The sequence below is a fragment of the Pseudomonas sp. BYT-1 genome, assembly GCF_023611805.1.
Classification (GTDB): Bacteria; Pseudomonadota; Gammaproteobacteria; order Pseudomonadales; family Pseudomonadaceae; genus Aquipseudomonas; species Aquipseudomonas guariconensis.
Map to the genome: position 1 here is coordinate 3,632,726 of NZ_CP072559.1, position 22,418 is coordinate 3,655,143.

General features: G+C 64.1%; 21 protein-coding genes. 11 read left to right on the top strand and 10 right to left on the bottom strand.

Annotated elements, in window-relative coordinates:
• The first annotated feature begins 119 nt into the window (after window positions 1–119).
• The 7 genes from J5X93_RS16970 to J5X93_RS17000 all read left to right on the top strand — a co-directional run bounded on the left by J5X93_RS16970 (window position 120) and on the right by J5X93_RS17000 (window position 7,725).
• A complete protein-coding gene (locus J5X93_RS16970; protein ID WP_090344495.1) occupies window positions 120–560 on the top strand; it encodes an NUDIX hydrolase in 441 nt (146 codons plus the stop codon).
• A gap of 58 nt (window positions 561–618) precedes the next feature.
• Window positions 619–1,743: a tRNA 2-thiouridine(34) synthase MnmA gene (gene mnmA, locus J5X93_RS16975; RefSeq protein WP_043212224.1), complete on the top strand. Its 1,125-nt coding sequence runs from the start codon at window positions 619–621 to the stop codon at window positions 1,741–1,743.
• On the top strand, window positions 1,740–2,360 hold the full coding sequence (gene hflD / locus J5X93_RS16980) for a high frequency lysogenization protein HflD (RefSeq protein WP_043212222.1): 621 nt from the start codon (window positions 1,740–1,742) through the stop codon (window positions 2,358–2,360). The genes mnmA and hflD overlap by 4 nt, the downstream gene beginning before the upstream one ends.
• A gap of 126 nt (window positions 2,361–2,486) precedes the next feature.
• Complete coding sequence (gene purB, locus J5X93_RS16985) at window positions 2,487–3,857, top strand: adenylosuccinate lyase (protein WP_043212220.1); 1,371 nt, start codon at window positions 2,487–2,489, stop codon at window positions 3,855–3,857.
• A gap of 81 nt (window positions 3,858–3,938) precedes the next feature.
• Window positions 3,939–5,105, top strand: a complete 1,167-nt coding sequence (locus J5X93_RS16990) for a ribosomal protein uL16 3-hydroxylase (protein WP_043212218.1) — start codon at window positions 3,939–3,941, stop codon at window positions 5,103–5,105.
• Window positions 5,098–5,532, top strand: a complete 435-nt coding sequence (locus J5X93_RS16995; protein WP_043212214.1) for a GNAT family N-acetyltransferase — start codon at window positions 5,098–5,100, stop codon at window positions 5,530–5,532. The genes J5X93_RS16990 and J5X93_RS16995 overlap by 8 nt, the downstream gene beginning before the upstream one ends.
• Window positions 5,533–5,751: 219 nt before the next feature.
• Window positions 5,752–7,725, top strand: coding sequence for a DNA topoisomerase III (locus J5X93_RS17000; protein WP_182942721.1), 1,974 nt, complete (start codon window positions 5,752–5,754; stop codon window positions 7,723–7,725).
• Between the two features lie 69 nt (window positions 7,726–7,794).
• Here J5X93_RS17000 and J5X93_RS17005 read toward each other — a convergent pair whose 3' ends face one another.
• The 3 genes from J5X93_RS17005 to J5X93_RS17015 all read right to left on the bottom strand — a co-directional run bounded on the left by J5X93_RS17005 (window position 7,795) and on the right by J5X93_RS17015 (window position 10,983).
• Complete coding sequence (locus J5X93_RS17005; protein WP_090344487.1) at window positions 7,795–8,892, bottom strand: extracellular solute-binding protein; 1,098 nt, start codon at window positions 8,890–8,892, stop codon at window positions 7,795–7,797.
• Window positions 8,892–10,001, bottom strand: a complete 1,110-nt coding sequence (gene aguA / locus J5X93_RS17010; protein WP_043212208.1) for an agmatine deiminase — start codon at window positions 9,999–10,001, stop codon at window positions 8,892–8,894. The genes J5X93_RS17005 and aguA overlap by 1 nt, the downstream gene beginning before the upstream one ends.
• A gap of 94 nt (window positions 10,002–10,095) precedes the next feature.
• The gene (locus tag J5X93_RS17015) at window positions 10,096–10,983 is read right to left on the bottom strand and encodes a LysR substrate-binding domain-containing protein (RefSeq protein WP_043212206.1); all 888 of its coding nucleotides are present in this window, start codon (window positions 10,981–10,983) and stop codon (window positions 10,096–10,098) included.
• A gap of 152 nt (window positions 10,984–11,135) precedes the next feature.
• Between J5X93_RS17015 and J5X93_RS17020 the strand changes: the two genes are divergently transcribed.
• Entirely contained in the window at window positions 11,136–12,425 is a 1,290-nt protein-coding gene (locus tag J5X93_RS17020; RefSeq protein WP_043212205.1) for an NAD(P)/FAD-dependent oxidoreductase, read from the top strand.
• 183 nt (window positions 12,426–12,608) lie between these two features.
• The gene (locus J5X93_RS17025; RefSeq protein ID WP_043212203.1) at window positions 12,609–13,382 is read left to right on the top strand and encodes a TSUP family transporter; all 774 of its coding nucleotides are present in this window, start codon (window positions 12,609–12,611) and stop codon (window positions 13,380–13,382) included.
• Here the strand turns inward: J5X93_RS17025 and nudC are convergent.
• Together nudC and J5X93_RS17035 are read right to left on the bottom strand one after the other, a co-directional pair.
• The gene (nudC, locus tag J5X93_RS17030; protein ID WP_070572574.1) at window positions 13,356–14,186 is read right to left on the bottom strand and encodes an NAD(+) diphosphatase; all 831 of its coding nucleotides are present in this window, start codon (window positions 14,184–14,186) and stop codon (window positions 13,356–13,358) included. The genes J5X93_RS17025 and nudC overlap by 27 nt on opposite strands.
• Window positions 14,187–14,221: 35 nt before the next feature.
• Entirely contained in the window at window positions 14,222–15,034 is an 813-nt protein-coding gene (locus J5X93_RS17035; RefSeq protein ID WP_043212200.1) for a crotonase/enoyl-CoA hydratase family protein, read from the bottom strand.
• Between the two features lie 150 nt (window positions 15,035–15,184).
• On the opposite strand from J5X93_RS17035, the gene nhaB reads away from it, so the two are divergent.
• Window positions 15,185–16,687 carry a sodium/proton antiporter NhaB gene (nhaB, locus tag J5X93_RS17040; protein ID WP_182815541.1) on the top strand — a complete coding sequence of 501 codons (1,503 nt, stop codon included), beginning with the start codon at window positions 15,185–15,187 and terminating at the stop codon, window positions 16,685–16,687.
• Window positions 16,688–16,742: 55 nt separating this feature from the next.
• On the opposite strand, the gene J5X93_RS17045 is transcribed toward nhaB, so the two are convergent.
• Window positions 16,743–17,135, bottom strand: a complete 393-nt coding sequence (locus tag J5X93_RS17045; protein WP_070572581.1) for a GFA family protein — start codon at window positions 17,133–17,135, stop codon at window positions 16,743–16,745.
• A gap of 291 nt (window positions 17,136–17,426) precedes the next feature.
• Between J5X93_RS17045 and J5X93_RS17050 the strand changes: the two genes are divergently transcribed.
• Entirely contained in the window at window positions 17,427–19,175 is a 1,749-nt protein-coding gene (locus tag J5X93_RS17050) for a BCCT family transporter (RefSeq protein WP_043212194.1), read from the top strand.
• A 110-nt stretch (window positions 19,176–19,285) separates the two neighbouring features.
• Here J5X93_RS17050 and ehuA read toward each other — a convergent pair whose 3' ends face one another.
• From ehuA to ehuB, 4 genes are all read right to left on the bottom strand, one after another.
• A complete protein-coding gene (gene ehuA / locus J5X93_RS17055) occupies window positions 19,286–20,143 on the bottom strand; it encodes an ectoine/hydroxyectoine ABC transporter ATP-binding protein EhuA (RefSeq protein ID WP_414628461.1) in 858 nt (285 codons plus the stop codon).
• The gene (gene ehuD / locus J5X93_RS17060) at window positions 20,143–20,799 is read right to left on the bottom strand and encodes an ectoine/hydroxyectoine ABC transporter permease subunit EhuD (RefSeq protein ID WP_102082432.1); all 657 of its coding nucleotides are present in this window, start codon (window positions 20,797–20,799) and stop codon (window positions 20,143–20,145) included. Before ehuD ends, ehuA begins: the two co-directional genes overlap by 1 nt.
• A complete protein-coding gene (gene ehuC, locus J5X93_RS17065) occupies window positions 20,796–21,455 on the bottom strand; it encodes an ectoine/hydroxyectoine ABC transporter permease subunit EhuC (protein WP_043212187.1) in 660 nt (219 codons plus the stop codon). The genes ehuD and ehuC overlap by 4 nt, the downstream gene beginning before the upstream one ends.
• A 62-nt stretch (window positions 21,456–21,517) precedes the next feature.
• Window positions 21,518–22,375, bottom strand: coding sequence for an ectoine/hydroxyectoine ABC transporter substrate-binding protein EhuB (gene ehuB / locus J5X93_RS17070; protein ID WP_043212186.1), 858 nt, complete (start codon window positions 22,373–22,375; stop codon window positions 21,518–21,520).
• Between the last annotated feature and the right edge of the window lie 43 nt (window positions 22,376–22,418).

Consider the following 22,418-nt stretch of genomic DNA (forward strand, 5'->3'; position numbering starts at 1 on the left):
GGGTTTGTGCTTTTTCAGCCGCAGGTTTCAAGCTGCAAACCACAAGCAAGCGCAGTCTGCATAGCATCTTGACTTGTGGCTTGCAGTTTGGAGCTTGTCACTTAGGGAGAGCACCGACCGTGTCCTGGCAACCCCACATCACCGTCGCCACCATCGTCGAACACGAGGGCAAGTTCCTCTTCGTCGAAGAGTTCAAGGCCGGCCAACACGTCTTCAACCAACCTGCCGGGCATCTTGAGCCCAACGAGACCCTGACCCAGGCCGCCCTGCGCGAGACCCTGGAGGAAACCGCCTGGGAAGTCGAACTCACTGGCGTGGTTGGCATCTACCTCTATACCGCCCCCAGCAATGGCGTTACCTACCAGCGCATCTGTTTCGCCGCGCGCCCCGTGCATCACCACGCCGCCCGCCCCCTGGACAGCGATATTGTCCGTGCCGTCTGGCTGACCCGCGAGCAACTGCTGGCCGACCCCGCACGCTGGCGCAGCGAGCTGGTACCGCGCTGCATCGACGATTACCTGGCCGGTCCACTGCATAGCCTCGCCTTGCTGCGCGACTGACGTCCGGCCCTTGGCCTGATAGAATCGGAATTTTTCCCCCTGATACACACCGGTAGCCATGACCAGCCCAGCACTCAAAGACCCCGCCAAGACCCGCGTTATCGTCGGCATGTCCGGCGGCGTGGACTCTTCCGTCTCCGCCCTTTTGCTCATGGAGCAGGGCTACCAGGTGGAAGGTCTGTTCATGAAGAACTGGGAAGAGGACGACGGCACCGAATACTGCACCGCCCGCGAGGACCTGGCCGACGCCCAGGCCGTGTGCGATCGCATCGGTATCAAGCTGCATACCGCCAATTTCGCGGCCGAATACTGGGACAACGTATTCGAGCATTTCCTGGAGGAGTACAAGGCCGGACGTACACCGAACCCGGACATCCTGTGCAACCGCGAGATCAAGTTCAAAGCCTTCCTCGACTATGCCCTGTCCCTGGGCGCCGACCTGATCGCTACCGGCCACTATGTGCGCCGCCGCGACACCGGCGAGCTCACCGAACTGCTCAAGGGGCTGGACCCGAACAAAGACCAGAGCTATTTCCTGCATGCTGTCGGCGGCAAGGAGATCGCCCGCACCCTGTTCCCGGTCGGCGAGCTGGAAAAGCCCGAAGTACGTGCCATTGCCGAGAAGCACGGCCTGGCCACGGCCAAGAAGAAAGACTCCACCGGTATCTGCTTCATCGGTGAGCGCCGCTTCAGCGATTTCCTCAAGCAGTACCTGCCCGCCCAGCCGGGCGACATCGAGACCACCGACGGAGAAGTCATCGGGCGTCACCACGGCCTGATGTACCACACCATCGGCCAGCGCCAGGGCCTGGGCATCGGCGGCCTGAAGGACGCCGGCGACGAGCCGTGGTACGTGCTGCACAAAGACCTGACCCGCAACGTACTGGTGGTCGGTCAAGGCAACGAACACCCTTGGCTGTTCTCCCGCGCCCTGCTCGCCTCGGAGATCTTCTGGGTCAACCCGATCGACCTGAGCAGCCCGCGCAGGCTGACCGCCAAGGTGCGCTACCGCCAGAGCGACCAGCAATGCACCCTGGAGCGCACCGAGCATGGCTATCGCGCGGTCTTCGACGAGCCGCAACGCGCTGTCACTCCGGGGCAGTCGGTGGTGTTCTATGACGGCGAGGTATGCCTGGGCGGCGGTGTGATCGAGACCGCCGAGCCTTGGAGCCCTCGCCAATGAATACTCTCCAGGAGCAGTTGGTCGCCTTGGGCGGCGTGTTCCAGGCCGCAGTGCTGGTCGACCGCATCGCCCGGACCGGCCAGGCCAGCGAGGCCAATATCGGCTGCATGCTGGGTAGCCTGTTGGTGCGTGACCCCAAGGACACCCTGGAGGTGTTCGGCGGCGATGACCTGAACCTGCGCGACGGCTACCGCGCCCTGGTCGGCGCCCTGGAGCGCGACCCCAGCAGCCTTCAGCGCGAGCCGCTGCGCTATGCCCTGTCGATGCTCGGCCTGGAGCGCCAGCTGGCCAAACGGGACGACATGCTCGAGACCATCGGCAAGCGCCTGCCCCAGATCCAGGCCCAGGCCGATCATTTCGGCCTGGTTCACGATAATGTCATCGCATCCAGCGGAGCCTTGTACCAGGACACCCTGAGCACCTTGCGCCAGCGCATCCAAGTGCATGGCGACATGCGCTTCCTTCAGCAGGCCGGCAATGCCTCGAAGATCCGCGCCCTGCTGCTCTCCGGCATCCGCGCTGCGCGTCTGTGGCGTCAGCTGGGTGGACACCGCTGGCAGCTGGTGTTCAGCCGTCGCAAATTGCTCAACGAACTGTACGACATGATGCGAGGGTAAGCTGCATGCATCCAGCAGACGCAGCACGTCGGCTTTTACGTGCTGCTTGCAGCTAGAAGCTCGCCGCCTACCTTTTTCATGTATGATATGCGCCCTTCCAAAAGCCTGACTGTCCGAGAACACCCCATGCAGCTCTCCTCGCTCACTGCGGTTTCCCCTGTAGACGGCCGCTACGCCGGCAAAACCCAGGCCTTGCGCCCCATCTTCAGCGAGTACGGCCTGATCCGTTTCCGCGCCCTGGTCGAGGTGCGCTGGCTCCAGCGTCTGGCCGCCCACCCGCAGATCGGCGAAGTGCCGGCGTTCTCCGCCGAAGCCAATGCCCTGCTGGACACCCTGGCCACCGATTTCAAACTCGAGCACGCCGAGCGCGTCAAGGAAATCGAGCGCACCACCAACCACGACGTCAAGGCCATCGAATACCTGCTCAAGGAGCAGGCCGCGACCCTGCCGGAACTGGCCAAGGTCAGCGAATTCATCCATTTCGCCTGCACCAGCGAGGACATCAACAACCTGTCCCACGCCCTGATGCTGCGCGCCGGCCGTGACGAAGTGCTGCTGCCGCTGATGCGCCAGATCGCCCAGGCCATCCGCGCCCTGGCCCACGCCCACGCCGACGTGCCGATGCTCTCGCGCACCCACGGTCAGCCGGCTTCGCCGACCACTCTGGGCAAAGAGCTGGCCAACGTGGTCTACCGCCTGGAGCGCCAGATCGCCCAGGTCGCCGCCGTGCCGCTGCTGGGCAAGATCAACGGCGCCGTGGGCAACTACAACGCCCACCTGTCGGCCTATTCGCAGATCGACTGGGAAGCCAACGCCCGCGCCTTCATCGAAGACGAACTGGGCCTGCAGTTCAACCCCTACACCACCCAGATCGAGCCGCACGACTACATTGCCGAGCTGTTCGACGCCATCGCCCGCTTCAACACCATCCTCATCGACTTCGACCGCGACGTCTGGGGCTACATTTCCCTGGGCTACTTCAAGCAGAAGACCGTCGCCGGCGAGATCGGCTCCTCGACCATGCCACACAAGGTCAACCCGATCGACTTCGAGAACTCCGAAGGCAACCTGGGTATCGCCAACGCCCTGTTCCAGCACCTGGCCAGCAAACTGCCGATCTCCCGCTGGCAGCGTGACCTGACCGACTCCACCGTGCTGCGCAACCTGGGCGTGGGCTTCGCCCATAGCGTCATCGCCTACGAGGCCAGCCTCAAGGGCATCGGCAAGCTGGAAGTGAACGTCGCTCGCATCGCCGAAGACTTGGACGCCTGCTGGGAAGTCCTGGCCGAGCCGATCCAGACCGTCATGCGCCGCTACAACATCGAGAACCCCTACGAGAAGCTCAAGGAGCTCACGCGCGGCAAGGGCATCAGCCCCGAAGCGCTGCAGGCCTTCATCGATGGTCTGGACATGCCAGCTGAAGCCAAGGCCGAGCTCAAGCAGCTGACCCCAGCTACCTACATCGGCAACGCGGCGGCCCAGGCCAAACGCATCTGACCTGCGCCCCGTGATCAACGCCCGGCCTGGCCGGGCGTTTTTATTCCCGGATGAAAATTACGTTTTTTCAATAGGTTGAACATGAATCCTGATACTCCACTGCAGCTGCTGGGCGGCCTGACGGCCCGTGAATTCCTTCGCGACTACTGGCAGAAGAAGCCCCTGCTGGTGCGCCAGGCCTTCCCGGACTTCGAAAGCCCGATCGACCCTGACGAACTGGCCGGCCTTGCCTTGGAAGAGGAAGTCGAGTCTCGCCTGGTGCTCGAGCACGGCGAGCGCCCGTGGGAGCTGCGCCGCGGCCCCTTCGCCGAAGACACTTTCGCCACCCTGCCAGAGCGCGATTGGACCCTGTTGGTCCAGGCAGTGGATCAGTTCGTCCCGGAAGTCGCCGAGCTGCTGGAGCATTTCCGCTTCCTGCCAAGCTGGCGTATCGATGACGTGATGGTCAGCTTCGCCGCGCCAGGCGGCAGCGTCGGCCCGCACTTCGACAATTACGACGTGTTCCTGCTCCAGGGCCACGGCAAGCGAAACTGGAAAGTCGGCCAGATGTGCGACAGCGACAGCCCGTTGCTGGAACACACCGACCTGCGCATCCTCGCCGAATTCGAACAGAGCAGCGAATGGACCCTGGAGCCTGGCGACATGCTCTACCTGCCGCCGCGCCTGGCCCACTACGGCGTGGCCGAAGACGACTGCCTGACCTATTCGGTGGGCTTCCGCGCCCCGAGCGCCGCTGAAGTGCTGACCCACTTCACCGATTTCCTCAGCCAGTTCCTGCCGGACGAGGAGCGTTACAGCGATGCCGACGCCCAGCCTGCCGCAGATCCTCACCAGATCCAGCACGATGCCCTGGACCGCCTCAAGGCCCTGCTGGCCGAGCACATGGGTGACGAGCGCCTGCTGCTAACCTGGTTCGGCCAGTTCATGACCGAGCCGCGCTATCCGGAGCTGGTGACCGGCGAAGAGCTGAGCGAAGAAGACCTGATCGACAGCCTGGAGCAAGGCGCCATCCTGATCCGCAACCCGAGCGCGCGCATGGCCTGGTCGGAAGTCGACGACAACCTGCTGCTGTTCGCCAGCGGCCAGAGCCGCCTGCTCTCGGGCCATCTGCGTGAGCTGCTCAAACTGATCTGCGCCGCCGACGCGCTGCACATCGAAAACCTTTCTCAGTGGCTCGAAGACGAAGAAGGTCTGACATTGCTGTGCCAGCTGGTCAAACAAGGAAGCCTGGGATTTGCCAATGAATAAGATCAGCGTTCGCCTCGCCGACTGGCATAAAGACAACGCCGATATCCGCCGCATCCGCGAGGCGGTGTTCGTCGCCGAGCAGCACATTCCACCAGAGCTGGAGTTCGACGCCGAAGACCAGGACGCCCTGCACTTCCTGGCGCTGGAAGGCGACTACCCGATCGGCACCGCACGCCTGCTGCCCGATGGCACCATCGGGCGGATCTCGGTGCTCAAGGACTGGCGCGGGCTGAAGGTCGGCGACACCCTGGTGCGCGCAGTGATCGTCGAGGCGCAGAACCGTGACCTCAAGCAGCAGATGCTCAGCGCCCAGGTACACGCCACGCCATTCTACGAGCGCCTGGGATTCCGCGTGGTCAGCGAGGAATTCCTCGAGGCCGGCATCCCGCATGTGGACATGGTGCGCGACTCCCGCGAACCGGCCTGACCCGCAAGTCGGTCTGATTCGACGGACCTATTCGCGGGTAACCCCCGCTCCCACAGGGCTCAGCGAAGCACCTGTGGAAGCGGGTTTACCCGCGAACAGTCAAGGAGGACGCTGAAACGCGCCCTGACAAAAAGCTGTATATCCATCCAGACAAAGCTTGCTTCCGCGCCCTGGCTTGCGCATTCTAGCGCCCTCATTTGCGATGAAGCGTTCCCGGCCATGCGCCTGTTCCTCTGCGAAAAACCCTCCCAGGCCAAGGACATCGCCAAAGTCCTCGGCGCCACCCGCAAGGCCGACGGTTGCTGGCAAGGCTCCGACGTCTGCGTGACCTGGTGCATCGGCCACCTGCTCGAAACCGCCCCGCCCGACAGCTACGACGAGCGCTACAAGCGCTGGAACCTCGCGGACCTGCCGATCATTCCGGAAAAATGGAAGATGCTGGTCAAGCCCAAGACCGCCAGCCAGTTCAAGGCCGTCAAGCGCCTGCTCGGTGAAGCCCGGGAACTGGTGATCGCCACCGACGCCGACCGCGAAGGCGAGATGATCGCCCGCGAGCTGGTGGAGCATTGTCGCTACCGCGGCCCGATCCAACGCCTGTGGCTCTCGGCCCTGGACGACGCCTCGATCCGCAAGGCCCTGGCCCGCCTGCTGCCAGGGCAGGAGACTTTCAGCCTGTACCATTCGGCCCTCGGCCGCTCCCGCGCCGACTGGCTGATCGGTATGAACATGAGCCGCCTGTTCACACTGCTGGGCCGCCAATCCGGCTACCAGGGCGTGCTGCCGGTGGGCCGGGTACAGACACCGACCCTGCGCCTGGTGGTCGACCGCGACCGCAGCATCGCTGACTTCGTGCCGGTGCCCTACTGGGCTATCGATGTGCAACTCCAGAGCAGCGGCAGCGTCTTCACCGCTCAATGGCGAGCGCCCGAAGATAACTGTGACGATCAGGGCCGCTGCCTGAACCCGGCACTGGCCCAGCAAGCCGCCGTCGACATGCAGGCCGCCGGCAGCGCCCAGGTGACCAAGGTGGCCACCGAACGCGTGCGCGAAGCGGCTCCCCTGCCCTTCGACCTGGGCACCCTGCAGGAGGTCTGCTCCAAGAAGCTCGGCCTCGGCGCCCAGGAGACCCTGGATATTGCCCAGGCCCTGTACGAAACTCACAAACTGATCACCTACCCACGTAGCGACTGCGGCTACCTGCCGCTCAGCCAGCATGGCGAGGCGCCGGGGATCCTGGCCGCCCTGCAACGCGCCGACGGCAGTCTTGCGCCTTTGCAAGCGCACCTGGAGCCCCAGCGCCGCTCGCGGGCCTGGAACGATGCCAAGGTCAGCGCCCACCACGGCATCATCCCCACCGCCGCCGCCAGCGACCCTTCGCGCCTGCCACCCAAGCACAAGGCCGTCTACACCTTGATCCGCGCCCGCTACCTGGCGCAGTTCCTGCCCAACCACGAGTACGATCGCACCCAGGCCGAATTCGACTGCGCCGGCCACGCCCTGCGCGCGGTAGGCAAGCAGATCGTCGAGCCTGGTTGGCGTCGGGCCCTGCCCGAGGCGCTGACCCCGGCCAAAGGCCGCGAAGCGCCACCGCCTCAGGTGTTGCCGACCTTGAACCAAGGCCAGGCCTGCGCCGTGCATGACCTGCAACTCAAGGACCTGTGGACCCAACCGCCCAAACCCTTCACCGAAGGCGATCTGATCAAGGCAATGAAGAACGTCGCCAAGCTGGTGGACGACCCACTGCTCAAGCAGAAGCTCAAGGAAACCACCGGTATCGGCACCGAGGCCACCCGGGCCAGCATCATCCAGGGCCTGCTCGACCGCGGTTACCTGGTCAAGAACGGCAAGGCCCTGTCCGCCACACCGGCTGCCTTCAGCCTGATCGACGCCGTACCCCGCGCCATCGCCGACCCCGGTACCACCGCCATCTGGGAGCAGGCGCTGGACATGGTGCAGAGCGGCGAGATGAGCCTGGAAGAGTTCGTCGCCCGACAATCGGCCTGGATGGGCAAGCTGGTGCAGCGCTGCAGCGGCATGCGCCTGACCATCAGCGGGCCGCCGGTGCCGGCGGGGAGCAAGGGGGCGCCTTGGAAGAAAAAGCGGCGCAGTGGCGGGAAAGGCAAGGCTTCTGGCGACAGCGCCAAAGCTACGGGCAGCAAGCCGAGGCAACCACGACGCAAGGCTTCGCGTTGATGCGTCGCCTATTCCGGCCCTTTCGCAGGTTTACCCGCGAAAGGGCCGGAATAGGCAAACGTCCCTCTGTCAGGTCCCGCTCTTGAGCCGGCTGAACGCCCGGGTCAGCTCCCGGTTGAAGGCTTTGGCATTGTCGTTCTTGCTGTACAACCGCGCCCTCACGTCGGCTGGTGGATAGGTCCCTGGCGCATTGCGGATCTTCGGGTCCACCAGAGCGTCGGCCGCCGTGATCGCGTTGGCATAGTGAATGGTGTCGGTGATTGGCGCGATCACCTCCGGCCGCATCAGGTAGTCCATCAATTTCCACGCCGCCTCCGGATGCGGCGCATCCTTAGGCACAACGAGCGCATCCAGCCAGATCAACGTGCCTTCCTTGGGAATACTGTAATCCAGCGTGAACGGTTTTCCCGCCTGCTCGGCCTGGGCTTGGGCGATGGCCACGTTGCCGTTCCACGACATTGCCACGCAGGTCTCGCCGTTGGCCAGGTCGTTGATATTGCGGTCGTTGTCGAAATAGCGGATATACGGACGCACCTTGCGCAGGTGCGCCTCGGCGGTCTTGAGGTCTTCCAGGCGCTGCTGGTTGATGTCCAGCCCCAGGTAGCGCATCGTCGCGGCGAACACCTCGTTAGGATCGTTGAGGAAACTCACCCCGCAATCGGCGAACTTCGCCACCACCTGCGGATCGAGCAGCATCGCCCAGCTGTCGCGCGGCGCATCCTCGAGCCGCGCCGCCACCGCCTGCTCTTGATAGCCCACGCCCGTGGTGCCCCAGGCGTAGGTGCCGGCATAGCGATTGCCCGGGTCGAACACCGCCATGTGCTGGCGAAACTCCTCGCCGATGCCCGCCAAGTGCGGCAACTTGCTCTTGTCCAGCGGCTGCAGGGCACCGCTGGCAATCGCCCGGCTCAGGTGCTGGCCGGCGCTGAGCACCACGTCGTAGCCACTGCCACCGGTGAGCAACTTGGTCTCGGCGGTTTCCAGGGAGTCGAAGTGGTCGGCCACCACGCGGATGCCGGTCTGCTTCTGGAAGTTGGCCAAGGTGTCCGGGGCGAGGTATTCGCCCCAGATGTAAAGATTGACGGTCGGCTGTTGTGCGTCGGCTGCCTGGGCCGCCGACGCTGCGCAACCCAGGGCGACCGCCAAGACCAGCGGGGCGAGTTTCATCAGCGACCTCCAGCGGCGTATTGCGGCATGGTGATGCAGGCGACGTTGCCGCCACCGAGCAGGATCTCCCGCGAGTTCTCGATACCGATGATGCGATGATCAGGGAACAACTCGGCCAAGGTGGCCTGCGCCACGCTGTCATTGCGATCACCGAACAGCGGCACGACGATGGCCGAGTTGCCGGCGTAATAATTGATGTAGGAGGCGCAGATCCGGGTGCCGGCCTGGCGCAGGTGGGTGCCGTCGACCTGGTCCAGCCCGGCCGCTTCCTCGGCGGTCCATTCCAGCACCTGGGGCTGCGGCAGCTTGTGTACCTTCAGCTCGCGACCACGGCTGTCACGGGTGCTGCGCAGGATGTCATAGGCCTCCTGGTAGATCTCCCACTGCGGATCGTTGCGATCATCGGTCCACTGCAACACCACCTCGCCTGGGCGCACGAAGCAGGCCAGGTCGTCGACGTGGCCATCGGTCTCGTCGAACTTACAGCCACGCGGCAGCCAGATCACCTGCTCGGCGCCCAGGTAATCCTCGAGCCTGCGGGTGACTTCCTCCTTGCCCAGGTGGGCGTTACGGTTGCGGTTGAGCAGGCACTGTTCGGTGGTCAGTAGGCTGCCCTGGCCATCGCTCTGAATGCCACCCAGCTCGGCGATCAGGGGTGCGCGGTAGCGGTCCAGGCCCTCGATTTCGAGCATCTTCTGGGCGATCTGATCGTCCTTGTCCCAGGGATAGTAGAGGCCGCCGTCCAAACCGCCGTAGGCATTGAACTCGAAATCCACGCCGCGCACTTCGCCGGTACCGTCATTGACCACGAAGCAGGCGCCGCTGTCGCGGAACCAGGTGTCGTTGCAGGTCATCTCCACCACCCGCACATGAGCTGGCAGCAGGCGCCTGGCATTGGCGTATTGGGCGGCGGAGGCGCACACGGTCACCGGCTCGCTGGAGGCGATGGCGGTGACGATGTCGACCCAGACCTTCTGCGCAGGCTTGCCGCCGTTGCGCCACACATCCGGACGCTCCGGCCAGCCGAGCCAGCAGCGCGTCTTGCGCTCGAATTCGCCAGGCAGGCGGAAACCATCGGCCTTGGGGGTGGTGGTGAGCGAACGTGCCATGGGTCAACCTCGTCATCGGTGAGTGATGACTGCACGCTACGCCGCGCGGGCTCAGGCTTCCAACGATGAAAACTTGCCAATAGCTGAATTCAATTCAAGGTTCGGTGATCTGTTCGGTGAACCAGTCGATGAATTCGGCCACCGCGCCCCGCTCCAGACGCAGGCGCTCACACACCAACGCGTACTGGCCCTGAGCGGTCACGCTAGCGCTGAACGGGCGCACCAGGCGGCCACTTTGCAGGTCGGCCTGGCAGGTCAGGTTGTCGCCCATCGCCACGCCCTGCCCCAGTACCGCCGCCTCCAGGGCCAGCGCCGCATGGGGGAAGTACAGCTGGCGGGTGGGCAAAGCGTCCTCGGCGTGCGTGGCCAGCCAGGTGGTCCAGGTGCGTCCGTCCTGATCATCGTGCAGCAGACAATGGCGTACCAAGTCCCGTGGGCGCTTGAGCCCGCCTTGGTTGAACAGGCCCGGGCTGCACACGGGGAAGAACTGCAACAGCGGCAACGGGCGTACGAAGTGGGTGCTGGCATCCAGCGCACTGGTGCCGTAGGTGATGGCGATGTCGATATCCAAAGCCGGAGCCCCCGCGTTGATGGGCTGTTCGTGCAGGTGCAAGGTGATGTGCGGATAACGGCTGCTGAAGTCGGCAAGCCGAGCGACCAACCATTTCTGCGCCAGCTCAGCCGTGACCGCGACCCGCAGCACGGCCTGGGAGGCAGGGTCGCGCAGCTCGTCACAGGCCTTGCCGATCAGCTCGAAGGCCTGTTGTAAATGGTGCAGCAGGCGCTCGGCCTCGGTGGTCGGACGCACCTGGCGCCCCGCCCGTTCGAATAGGGCCACGCCAAGCTGATCCTCCAGTTGGCGAATCTGGTGGCTGACCGCGCTGTCGGTCACGCACAGCTCGGCGGCAGCACGGCCAAAGTGGCCATGGCGGGCGGCGCATTCGAACGTGCGCAGGGCAGTCAGGGAAGGCAGACGGCGCATGGAGGTCTTCCGCGGGTCGAGGTAATCGGAGCCGAATCATATAGGGCATTTTCAGGCTCCCGTTAAGCCTTTACCCATGAAGGGGCTGGCATCGTGAATTTTTTCTGTTACTTTTTCATGAAATTAATAACAACAAATTTCACGAGGCCCGCATGTTCAAGCAGTCCGCGCAGCACGTTGCCAGCTACTACGCCCAGACCTACCCCACCACGATCCCGCTGCGCCCTGCCCTGCAAGGCGCCTTGGACACCGACGTGTTGATTATCGGCGCCGGCTTCAGCGGCCTGCACACGGCACTGCGCTTGGCCCTGGCCGGCAAGCGCGTGGTCGTGCTGGAGGCCAGCAGGGTGGCCTGGGCCGCTTCCGGGCGCAACGGTGGCCAGGCGTTGCTGGGCTGGTCCTGTGACATGCCGCCGCTGGAAAAGGCCTTGGGCGTCGAACGCGCCCGGCGCCTCTGGGACAGCATGCGCTGGGCCGCCGAAGAGATGCGCGAGCTGCCGGAACGCCACGGCTTCGACGTGGACTACCGGGTCGGCAGCCTGTGGACCGCAGTGATGCCTCGCCGCGTGAAAATACTCGAAGAAGCCAAGCACGAAGCCGAACGGAAATGGGGCTACGACTGCCTGCGCCTGATCGGCCGTGACGAGCTGCCCGACTGGATCGACAGCCCCCGCTACCAGGCTGCCCTGTACGATCCCAACGGTGCCCACCTCAACCCCCTCAAGCTGGCCCAGGGCCTGGCCGCCGCCATCGAAGCCGCGGGCGGACAGATCTTCGAGCAAAGCCAGGTGCTCGACTACCACGAAAGCTCGAGCGGCTTCGTCGCCCGTACAGGCCTGGGCGAAGTCCGCAGCCAGGTGCTGGTGTTGGCCTGCAACGCCTACATCGACCGCCTCGACCGCGACCTGTCGCGCCGTCTGCTGCCGGTCGGCTCCTACCAGGTGGCCACCGCGCCGCTGGATCCGGCCATGGCCCAGTCGCTGCTGCCGCGCAACAGTTGCGTGATCGACAACCAGTTCGTCCCCGACTACTTCCGCCTCACGCCAGACCATCGCCTGCTGTTTGGCGGCGGTTGCACCTACCTCGGAGGCATCCCCAAGGACGTCGCCAGCGCCACGCGCCCCTACCTGGAGCGTGTGTTCCCGCAGCTCACTGGGGTGAGCCTGGACTACGCCTGGGGCGGTCATCTGGATTGCAGCATCCAGCGCACCCCGGATATCGGCCGTCTGGGCCAACGCTACTGGCTGCAGGGCTTCTCGGGGCATGGCGTGCTGCCGACCCTGGCCGCGGCCCGGGCGGTGAGCGATGCGATCCTCGGCGACGAAGACCTGCTGGGGCTGTACCAAGGCATCGACAATGGCCGCTTCCCAGGCGGCGAGCTGATGGCCGCGCCCCTGGAGGCGGCGGCGAAGGCGTGGTACCGATTGCGCGACTACGTCTGACGGGAACAGGCAGGAGGGGATCTGGGGCCTGGCGTAGCCTGCAAGGAGCCGCAAAGCGCCCCCGGATCCCTGGGGCTTCACCTACTCCATGGCATGACTGGTATTCCCCGTCCTTGAGGACTACCCTGTACCGCCTCTAGCGCGGCCTTTTGCCGCACTCGCCGCCCTGTCTGTAAAAGCCCCATGCCTTTCGAACTCACCGTAGAACCGCTCACCCTGCTCATCCTCGCCCTGGTCGCCTTCGTGGCCGGTTTCATCGACGCCATCGCTGGCGGCGGGGGGCTGCTCACTACCCCGGCCTTGCTCACCGCCGGCATGCCGCCCCATCTGGTGCTGGGCACCAACAAACTCAGCTCCACCTTCGGCTCGGCCACCGCCAGCTTCACCTACTACCGACGCAAGCTGTTCCACCCCGCGCAGTGGCGCCGGGCGTTGGTCGGTACCTTGGTCGGCGCGCTGCTGGGGGCGCTGGCCGCCCACTACATGCCGGCCGATTGGCTGAACAAGATGCTGCCGGTGATCGTCTTCGCCTGTGGCGTCTACCTGTTGTTCGGCGGGACGCCCAAGGCACCGTTGGATGCCGACGCGCCGATCAAGAAGAAGTGGCAGTTCCCCCAGGGCTTTGGCCTGGGCTTCTATGACGGCGTGGCCGGCCCCGGCACCGGGGCGTTCTGGACGGTCAGTACCCTGCTGCTCTACCCCATCGACCTGGTGCGTGCCAGCGGCGTGGCGCGCAGCATGAACTTCGTCAGCAACATCGCGGCACTGACGGTGTTCATCATTTCCGGGCAGGTGGATTACATCGTCGGCCTGTGCATGGGCCTGTCGGTGATGGTCGGCGCCTTCTTCGGCGCACGCACGGCGATCAGCGGTGGCAGCAAGTTCATCCGCCCGGTGTTCATCGCCGTGGTGCTGGCGTTGACTGTACGCCTAGTGTGGCAGCACTGGGTCGGGTAGGCCCAGGCGACGTGCCACGTAGAGGTCGATCAGGTAACGGGCGATGGAGCGCCCGGCAGGCAGCGGCGGCAGATCGTGCACATTGAACCACTGGGCGTCCTCGATCTCGTCCGGTTGCATGACGATCTCGCCGCCCGCGTACTCGGCATGGAAGCCCAGCATCATCGAGTGCGGGAAGGGCCAGCACTGGCTGCCCACGTACTGGATGTTCTTCACCTCCACCGCCACTTCCTCGCGCACCTCCCGTACCAGGCAGTCCTCGGCCGATTCGCCTGGCTCGGCAAAGCCGGCCAGGGTGCTATAGACGCCCGTGACGAAACGCGGCGAGCGCGCCAGCAGCACTTCATCCCCCCGGGTGATCAGCACGATCATGCTCGGCGAGATGCGCGGGTAGCTGCGCAGGTCGCACGGCTGACAGTACATCGCCCGCTCCCAGCGGATCTGGGTCATCGGCTGGCCGCAGCTGCCGCAGAAGCGATGTTCGCGCGCCCAGGTGCCGATCTGCGCGGCATACCCCAAGAGGGTGTAGGTCAGCATGTCGCCTTCGAGCATGAACTGGCGCAGGCCGCGCCAGCTGCAGCCGGACACTTCGGCACTGCCACGCAGCTCGAGCAGAAACACCGGCTGGCCGTCCAGGTGGCCGATGCCATGCTCGCAGAGCACGTCCAGGTCTTGCTCCTTGAGCCAATCGCGGGGGAACAGCGCGCCGTTGTCATCCATCAGGAACCCTTCCGGGCCACGGGCGACGGCCAGGCCGCCGGTGATCTGCGGATCGAGTACTGCGGTAGTCCAACGTGCTGACATTTCGGGATCCTTAAAAGCGCGTCCCCCCGCCCCGGTCAGTCGGCGAAGGTCGGTTTCTGTTTGCTCATGTGCGCCGCCATGGCGACCCGCAGGTCTTCGGACTGCAACATGGCGGCGTTCCAGGTGGCAATGTACTCCAAGCCATCGTCAATGCGATGGTCGCGCATGTAATTGAGCATCTCTTTGGTGCCGCTCACCGCAATCGGAGATTTTTGCGCGATTTGCGCTGCCAAGGCAAAGACTCCTTCACGCAGTGCGGCCTGATCATCGAACACCTGATTGACCAGGCCGATGCGCTGGGCCTCGTGCGCCCCGACATGGCGTCCGGTGTAGGCCATTTCGCGCATCACACCGTCGCCGATGATACGCGGCAAACGTTGCAAGGTCCCGACATCGGCGGCCATGCCCATGTCGATTTCCTTGATCGAGAACTGCGCATCGGCACTGCAGTAACGCATGTCACAGGCCGAGACCAGGTCGATCGCACCGCCCAGGCAGTAGCCCTGGATCGCCGCCAGCACCGGTTTGCGGCAGTTGTCCACGGCATTGAACGAGGCCTGCAGGCCCAGGATGGTGCGCCGAAGCAGGCGCGCATTGCGGCCCACGTCCTTGCCCATTTGCCCGGCCAGCTGAGCCAGCAAGGCCAGGTCGATACCTGCACTGAAGTGCTGGCCCGCGGCGCTCAGTACCACCACGCGCACCGCGTCGGTGTCGTCGATCCATTGGAAGATGTCGATGATTTCCTTCCAGAAGTCGCCGTTCATGGCATTGAGCTTTTCCGGACGGTTGATCTGCACATGGGCAATGTTGTCGGTCAACTCAACCTTGAATGCGCGGTACTCGGTCACGGGCGGTACTCCTGTAGGTAAAAGGTTCACGCGCCGGACTATAACGCACCCTCAAGGCCGTGCTTGTGCCAAAAGCGGGACTGAACGCCTTGCACCTGACGCCCGCATCGGGCACCTTGCGCGACTGCTGAATCAAAAGGATACAAATTCATGTCCCGCTCCCTGACCGGCGCTCTCGCCCATAACTTCCTGGGCCAGTCGCCGCTCTGGTACAAGGCCGTCATCTGCCTGTTCCTCCTGCTCAACCCCGTGCTGCTGGCAACCCTCGGTCCGGTGGTCACCGGCTGGGTGCTGGTGATCGAGTTCATCTTCACCCTGGGCATGGCGCTCAAGTGCTACCCGTTGATGCCCGGCGGCTTGCTGCTGATCGAGGCGCTGCTGTTGGAGATGACCACGCCCCAGGCCCTCTATGAAGAGCTGCAGCACAATTTTCCGGTGATCTTGCTGCTGATGTTCATGGTCGCCGGCATTCACTTCATGAAGGAACTGCTGCTGTTCCTGTTCTCCAAGATCCTGCTAGGCGTGCGTTCGAAGGCCATCCTGGCGCTGCTGTTCTGCGTGCTGTCGGCATTCCTGTCGGCGTTTCTCGATGCCTTGACCGTCACGGCGGTGATCATCAGCGCCGCAGTGGGTTTCTATGCGGTCTATCACCGCGTCGCCTCCGGCGCCAACCCGCGCGAGGAGTCCGAACTCGACAGCGACCACCAGGTGCCGCAACTGCACCGTGAAGACCTGGACCAGTTCCGCGCCTTTTTGCGCAGCCTGTTGATGCATGGCGCGGTGGGCACGGCCCTGGGCGGGGTGTGCACCTTGGTAGGCGAGCCACAGAACCTGCTGATCGGCCATGAGATGGGCTGGCATTTCGCCGATTTCTTCTACAAGGTGGCGCCGGTGTCGATGCCGGTGCTGGCGGCAGGCCTTGTGACGTGCGTGTTGCTGGAGAAGCTGCGGTTGTTCGGTTACGGCACGCTGATGCCCGAACGCGTGCGCCAGGTGCTGGCCAGCTATGCGGCCGAAGACGATGCCGCGCGGACCTCGGCCCAGCGCGTCGCTTTGCTGGTACAGGGGATCGCCGCATTGATCCTGATTGTCTGCCTAGGCCTGCACGTTGCCGAGGTCGGCCTGATCGGCCTGCTGGTGATCGTGCTGATCACCGCCTTCACCGGCATCACCGACGAGCACCGCCTGGGCCGTGCATTCCAGGATGCGATGCCGTTCACCGCACTGCTGGTGGTGTTCTTCGCGGTGGTCGCGGTGATCCATCAGCAGCAGTTGTTCAGCCCATTGATCACGTGGGTCCTGGCTCTGCCGGCCGACCAGCAGCCGGGCATGCTGTACCTGGCCAATGGCTTGCTGTCGGCGATCAGCGACAACGTGTTCGTCGCCACGATTTACATCACCGAGGTGAAGCAGGCGTTTCTCAACGGCGCCATGAGCCGTGAGCACTTCGAGACCCTGGCGGTGGCGATCAACACCGGCACCAACCTGCCCAGCGTGGCCACGCCCAATGGGCAGGCGGCGTTCCTGTTCCTGCTGACCTCGGCGATCGCACCGCTGGTGCGGTTGTCGTACGGGCGGATGGTATGGATGGCATTGCCTTATACCGTGGTCATGGGCGGGCTGGGCTGGTGGGCGGTGACCTACTGGCTCTGAGCGGCTAGCGCGGGCGAGAGGCGATGGCTTTGCAAGCGAGACTGTCGGGTCGAAATCAGCCCTCGGTACGCCCCGTCCCTTCCCGATCGCCCGTGTAATGTCGGGCGAACGGGAACGCCGGCAACCACGCTTCACGCCGAACGGTCCAACTTTCGTAAGTTGGCGTGAACTGATCTGGCGCATCCAGCGCTCCGAGGTGGACCTCCACCTCATCCCCGCTTCGCGAAAACACCGACGAACCGCAGCGCGGGCAGAAAAACCGTCCGGCATAGTCACCCGTCCGGCCTTCGACCTTCACCGCCTCTTCGGGGAAAATCGCCGACGCGTGAAACAGTGCCCCATGGTGTTTTCGACAATCGAGGCAATGACAAAGCCCCACTCTATAGGGCTGCCCCGAAGCCTCGAAGCGGACCTGACCGCAAAGGCAACCGCCTGTGAACAGGTGCATACCTGACCTCCTTTGGTCGTGATCTTGACGTCGCTGAAAAGGATAGTCCTACGAAGATTTCACTAGGTGTTCCGGCTCATCTTCTGGCCCAACGGCCAAATCGGCAGCCCGCCATGGCGTCGTAACAAGGACGTGCCAGGACGGTCTGGGAATAGGAAGCCCCCTTTGGCCGGCAGGATAATCGCCGCTTGGCGGCTCGGCCTGACCGGGTCGCACGTCGTCGCGTAGCGGCAAGCACAACAACAACAAACCTGCAGCGGCCAGGCACCCACAAAAGGGGCATTACGACACATGGCAAAGGAAGAGAACGTTGAAACACTCGCCCTTGGCGTGACAGATCCTTCGCAGACCGAAGAAGCCAAGAAGGATCGTCACCTCGAAGGCAAGATCGACTGGATTGTCTTCGGCATCACCAGCATCCTCGCAGTCGCATTCGTCATCTGGGGCTTCGTCAGCCAAGCGAGCCTGGCCAAAAGCGCCTCCACCGCCCAGTCCTGGGTCATCGTCCATTTCGGTTGGTTCTTCGTTCTCACCTCGACCTTGTTCGTGGTCTTCGTGCTGTGGCTGGCCGCAAGCCGCTATGGAAAAGTCCCGTTGGGGCGCGATGGCGAGGCGCCGGAGTTTCGCACCGTGTCCTGGGTAGCGATGATGTTCAGCGCCGGCATGGGCATCGGTCTGATGTTCTTCGGCGTGGCTGAGCCACTGTCGCATTACGTCTCCCCGCCTCCAGGAACTGCCGCCGGACAAACCAGCGAGGCGATGCAGGTGGCCATGGCCACTACCCTGTTCCACTGGACGCTGCACCCCTGGGCCATGTACGCCATCGTCGGCCTGGTGATCGCCTACGGCACGTTCCGGCGCGGGCGCTCGCAGCTGATTTCCACGGCGTTCCGACCGCTGATCGGCCGCCATGCCAACGGCCCCATCGGCCGCGTGATCGACATGATGGCGATCTTCGCCACTTTGTTCGGCTCCGCCGCCTCCCTGGGCCTGGGCGCCCTGCAGATCGCCGGCGGCCTGGAGTACAACGGCTGGATCGAGCATCCCGGCAAAATCTTCTACATCTCGATCATCACCCTGCTGACCGTGGCCTTCGTCGCCTCGGCGGTGTCCGGTATCGGCAAGGGCATCCAGTGGCTGTCCAACACCAATATGGTGCTGGCGTTGGTGCTGGCACTGTTCACCTTCATGGTCGGCCCGACGCTGCTGATGCTCAACCTGCTGCCGACCTCGATCGGCGTGTACATCAAGATGCTCCCGGAAATGATGGCGCGCACCAGCGCCAGCGGTGGCGAGCAGATGGACAACTGGCTGGCCGGCTGGACCGTGTTCTACTGGGCCTGGTGGATTTCCTGGACGCCCTTCGTCGGCATGTTCATCGCGCGCATCAGCCGCGGGCGCACCATTCGCCAGTTCGTCACCGGTGTGCTGCTGGTGCCTAGCCTGGTGAGCTTGATCTGGTTCACGATCTTCGGCGGTGCCGGTATCGATGCCCTGCAAGAAGGCACCTTCACCCTGGTCAATGGCGCCGTGAACAGCAACCACGCGCTCTACGAGCTGCTGGAAAGCTACCCGTGGGCGTCGGTGACTTCGGTATTGATCATGATCCTGGTGGGTATCTTCTTCGTCTCCGGCGCCGATGCCGCCTCCCTGGTGATGGGCACGCTGTCCGAGCACGGCACCACGGAGCCGTCCCGGGCCACGGTGATCTTCTGGGGCGCGCTGACCGGCACGGTAGCGGCGATCATGCTGGCGATCGGTGACCCGGCCAACCCAGGCGAGGCCCTGACCGGGCTGCAAAACCTCACGATCGTCGTGGCGTTGCCGTTCGTGATCGTGATGGTGCTGCTGTGCCTGGCGCTTTACCGCGACCTGCGCCGCGATCCGATGATGCTGCGTCACCTGCGCGGCAACGAGCTGATCGAGAAAGCCGTACTGTATGGCGCGGTCAAGCATGGCGAGGAGTTCTACATCGTCGTCCAGGAAAAGAAATCCGCCGTCAAACGCACCCACGCCGAGGCACAGGCCACAGAGACCTGAGGCCACCCAGCGCGGTGCGTGTGGGAGCGATTGCCCTGCTCCACCGCGCCGCCTGCTTCGCGGCGGTTCGACGCCGCGAACGGGCCATGGAAAATGGCACAGGATGGCCTTCAGTTGGCTTCCCTGACCGCACTCAGAAACGCCCGGGTCCGCTCCTGCTGAGGATGCTCGTACAGCTGGGCGGGCGCGCCCTGTTCGTGGATCTGCCCCTTGTAGAAGAAGCACACCCGATCCGCGAACTCACGGGCAAAGCCCATCTGGTGGGTGACCATGAGCATGGTCAAGTTGTGCTCGCTGCCGAGCCTGCGGATGACATTGAGCACTTCACCGCACAGCTCCGGGTCCAAGGCCGAGGTGACCTCGTCGAACAGCATCACCTTGGGCCGCATGGCCAAGGCCCGGGCGATGGCCACCCGCTGTTGCTGGCCACCTGAAAGCTGCGAAGGGTAATGGTCGAACTTGTTGCCCAGCCCGACCATTTCCAGCAGTTCAGCGGCGCGCTCTCGGGCTTCGGCGGGCTTGATGCCAAGGACCTGCACTGGCGCTTCGATGACGTTCTGCAAGGCGCTCATGTGCGGGAACAGGTTGAAGCTCTGGAACACCATGCCGATCTTCGAGCGCACGCGGCGCACATGGCGGTCGTTGGCGCTCACCAGGGTGCCGTTGCGTCCTGGCATGTGGGTCAGCGATTCGCCGTCCACTTCGATCATGCCCTGGTCGATACCCTCCAGGGTCATCAGTACCCGTAGCAAGGTCGATTTGCCCGAGCCGCTGGGGCCGATGATCGCCACCTTCTCGCCCGGCGCGACTTCCAGGTTCAGGCCATCGAGCACGGTGAAGTTGCCGTAGCGTTTGGTCACGTCGCGAAAGGCGACGATCGGCTGGACGATGGCCGGTTCCGGCATGGCGTGGTCCCGCTGCAGGGGGCTGGTGGTGAGGGTGGCGAGGTTCGAGACAGGCGCGATCATTAGCGTAACTCCAGGCGCACTTCGAGGCGCCGAACCAGATAGGCCAGAGCGACGCTCAAGGCCAGGAAGAACAGACCGACCAGGGTGATCGGCTCCAGGTAGCGGAAGCTTTCGGAGCCGACGTTCTTGGCCTGCTGCATGATTTCCACCACGGTGATGGCAGAGAGCACCGGGGTGTCCTTGAGCATCGCGATCAGGTAGTTGCCCAATGGCGGTAGGATCGGTCGCACCGCCTGGGGCAGGATGACCGTGCGGTAGGCCGTCCAGGGCGCGAAGTTCAGCGCCACCACCGCCTCCCACTGGCTGCGCGGCACGGCGTCCAGGCCCCCGCGATAGACCTCGGCGAGGTAGCAGGCGTAGTGCAGGCCGATGCCGAGGATGCCCGCCTGCATCGCGCTCATGTTCACGCCATAGTTGGGCAGCACGTAGTACAGAAAGTACACCTGGATCAACAGCGGCGTGCTGCGGATGAACTCGATCAGCAAGGTCACCGGCCAGGCGATGACCACTTGCCGGCTACGTCGACCGATCGCCAGGAACAGCCCCAGAACGATCGCGATCAAAAAGCCCACCAGCGTGATGCCCAGGGTCTTGATCGAGGCCTGCAGCAACTGTGGCAGGATCTGCGCGACGTAGTTCCAGTCCCAGATATTCATGACAGGCTCCCCCGCAGGCGACCACGGCCCAGGCGCCGTTCGACGCCGCGCATGGTGAAGTTGATGACTTGCGCCAAGACGAAGTACAGCAGCAGGGTCAGGCTGAAGATCTCCAGGGTCTGGAAGGTCGCCTGATCCAGTTGGCGGGCGCGGAAGCTCAGGTCTGACAAGGTGATCAAGGACACCAGCGAGGTGTTCTTGAGCAGCTCGATCAACAGGTTGGTGCCCGGAGCGATCGCCGCCAGCAGTGCCTGGGGCAGGATGACCCGGCGAAAGCGGGTGGCCGGCGGCATGTTGAGGGCGACGCAGGCTTCATATTGCCCCTTGGCCACCGAGCCGATGGCCCCACGCATCACTTCGGCGCCATAGGCACCGATGTGCAGCCCCAGGCCGACGATGGCCACCGTGTAGGCGCTCAGCTCAAGGTTGAACGGCGGCAGCGGCAGGACGAAGAACAGCCAGAACAGCTGCACCAGCAGCGACGTGCCGCGAAACAGCTCGATGTACGCCACGCAGAACCAGCTCAAGGGTCGCCAGGACGAGCGCCTGCCAAGGGCCGCGAGTATCGCGGCGACAATGGCCAGCAGCGAGCCGAAGAATGTGACCTGGACAGTGATCCAGGCGCCTTGCAGTAACAGCGGTATCAATTCACCCATGGTTCGACCTGAATAATCGGATTACGCAGGGAACGGCATGGCAAGCGCCATGCCACCTCGATTCATTGCTGGGCACACAGCTCGGCGGCGGTCTTGTCGGTCACGTTGGAGCGGTCGAAGCCGAACGGCGCGACAGTCTTCAGGTGCTCCTCGCTGCCCAGCCAGCGCTTGAGCTCGGCATTGACCGCATCACGCAGGTCCTTGTCCTCTGGGCGAAACGCCAGAGCGCCATAGCCGGTATGGGACGGATCGTCGGTGAAGTCGGTGATCGCCTGGACCTTGTCGCCGCCCTTTTTCGCCAAGCCCTTCATGGTCAGCTGAGTGCCCACGGCGGCGTCGGCGCGACCGGCACGCACGGCTTGCAACTGCGCCGTGGTGTCGGGTACCTGAAGGATCTGCTCGTCCTTGACCCCGGATTCGCGGGCGTAGGCGAGGTTGACGGTACCGGCCATTATCGCGAGCTTCACGTCGGGGTTCTTGGCGATGTCGGCATAGCTGTGCAGGCCTTTGGGGTTGCCGGCGGCCACCAGCAAGGTGTCGGGCAAGGCGTACTGCGGGTCGGTGAAGATCACCTGTTTGCAGCGCGCCGGCGTGATGTACATGCCGGCGGCGATCACATCGAAGCGCCCCGCCCGCAGACCAGGGATCAACGAGCCCCATTCGGTCAGCACGCCATCGACTTGCTTGATGCCCATCTTCTGGAAGATGACTTTGGCGATCTCGGGCGATTCGCCCGTGACTCGACCATCGGTCTCGGTGAAAGCGAACGGGGTTTCGTTGGCATATCCGATGCGGATACGGCTGTTTTCCTTGATGGTGTCGAGGGTCGTCGCCTGGGCGCTGGCTGCCAGGCCGATGGCCGCACAGGCCACCAGCAGGCGCTTGAGGGAAGAAACCGCGTTGGGGGAAGGCTGGCTCATCAATGAATCTCCTGTTTTGTTATCAAACCGTCGGCGACGGCTC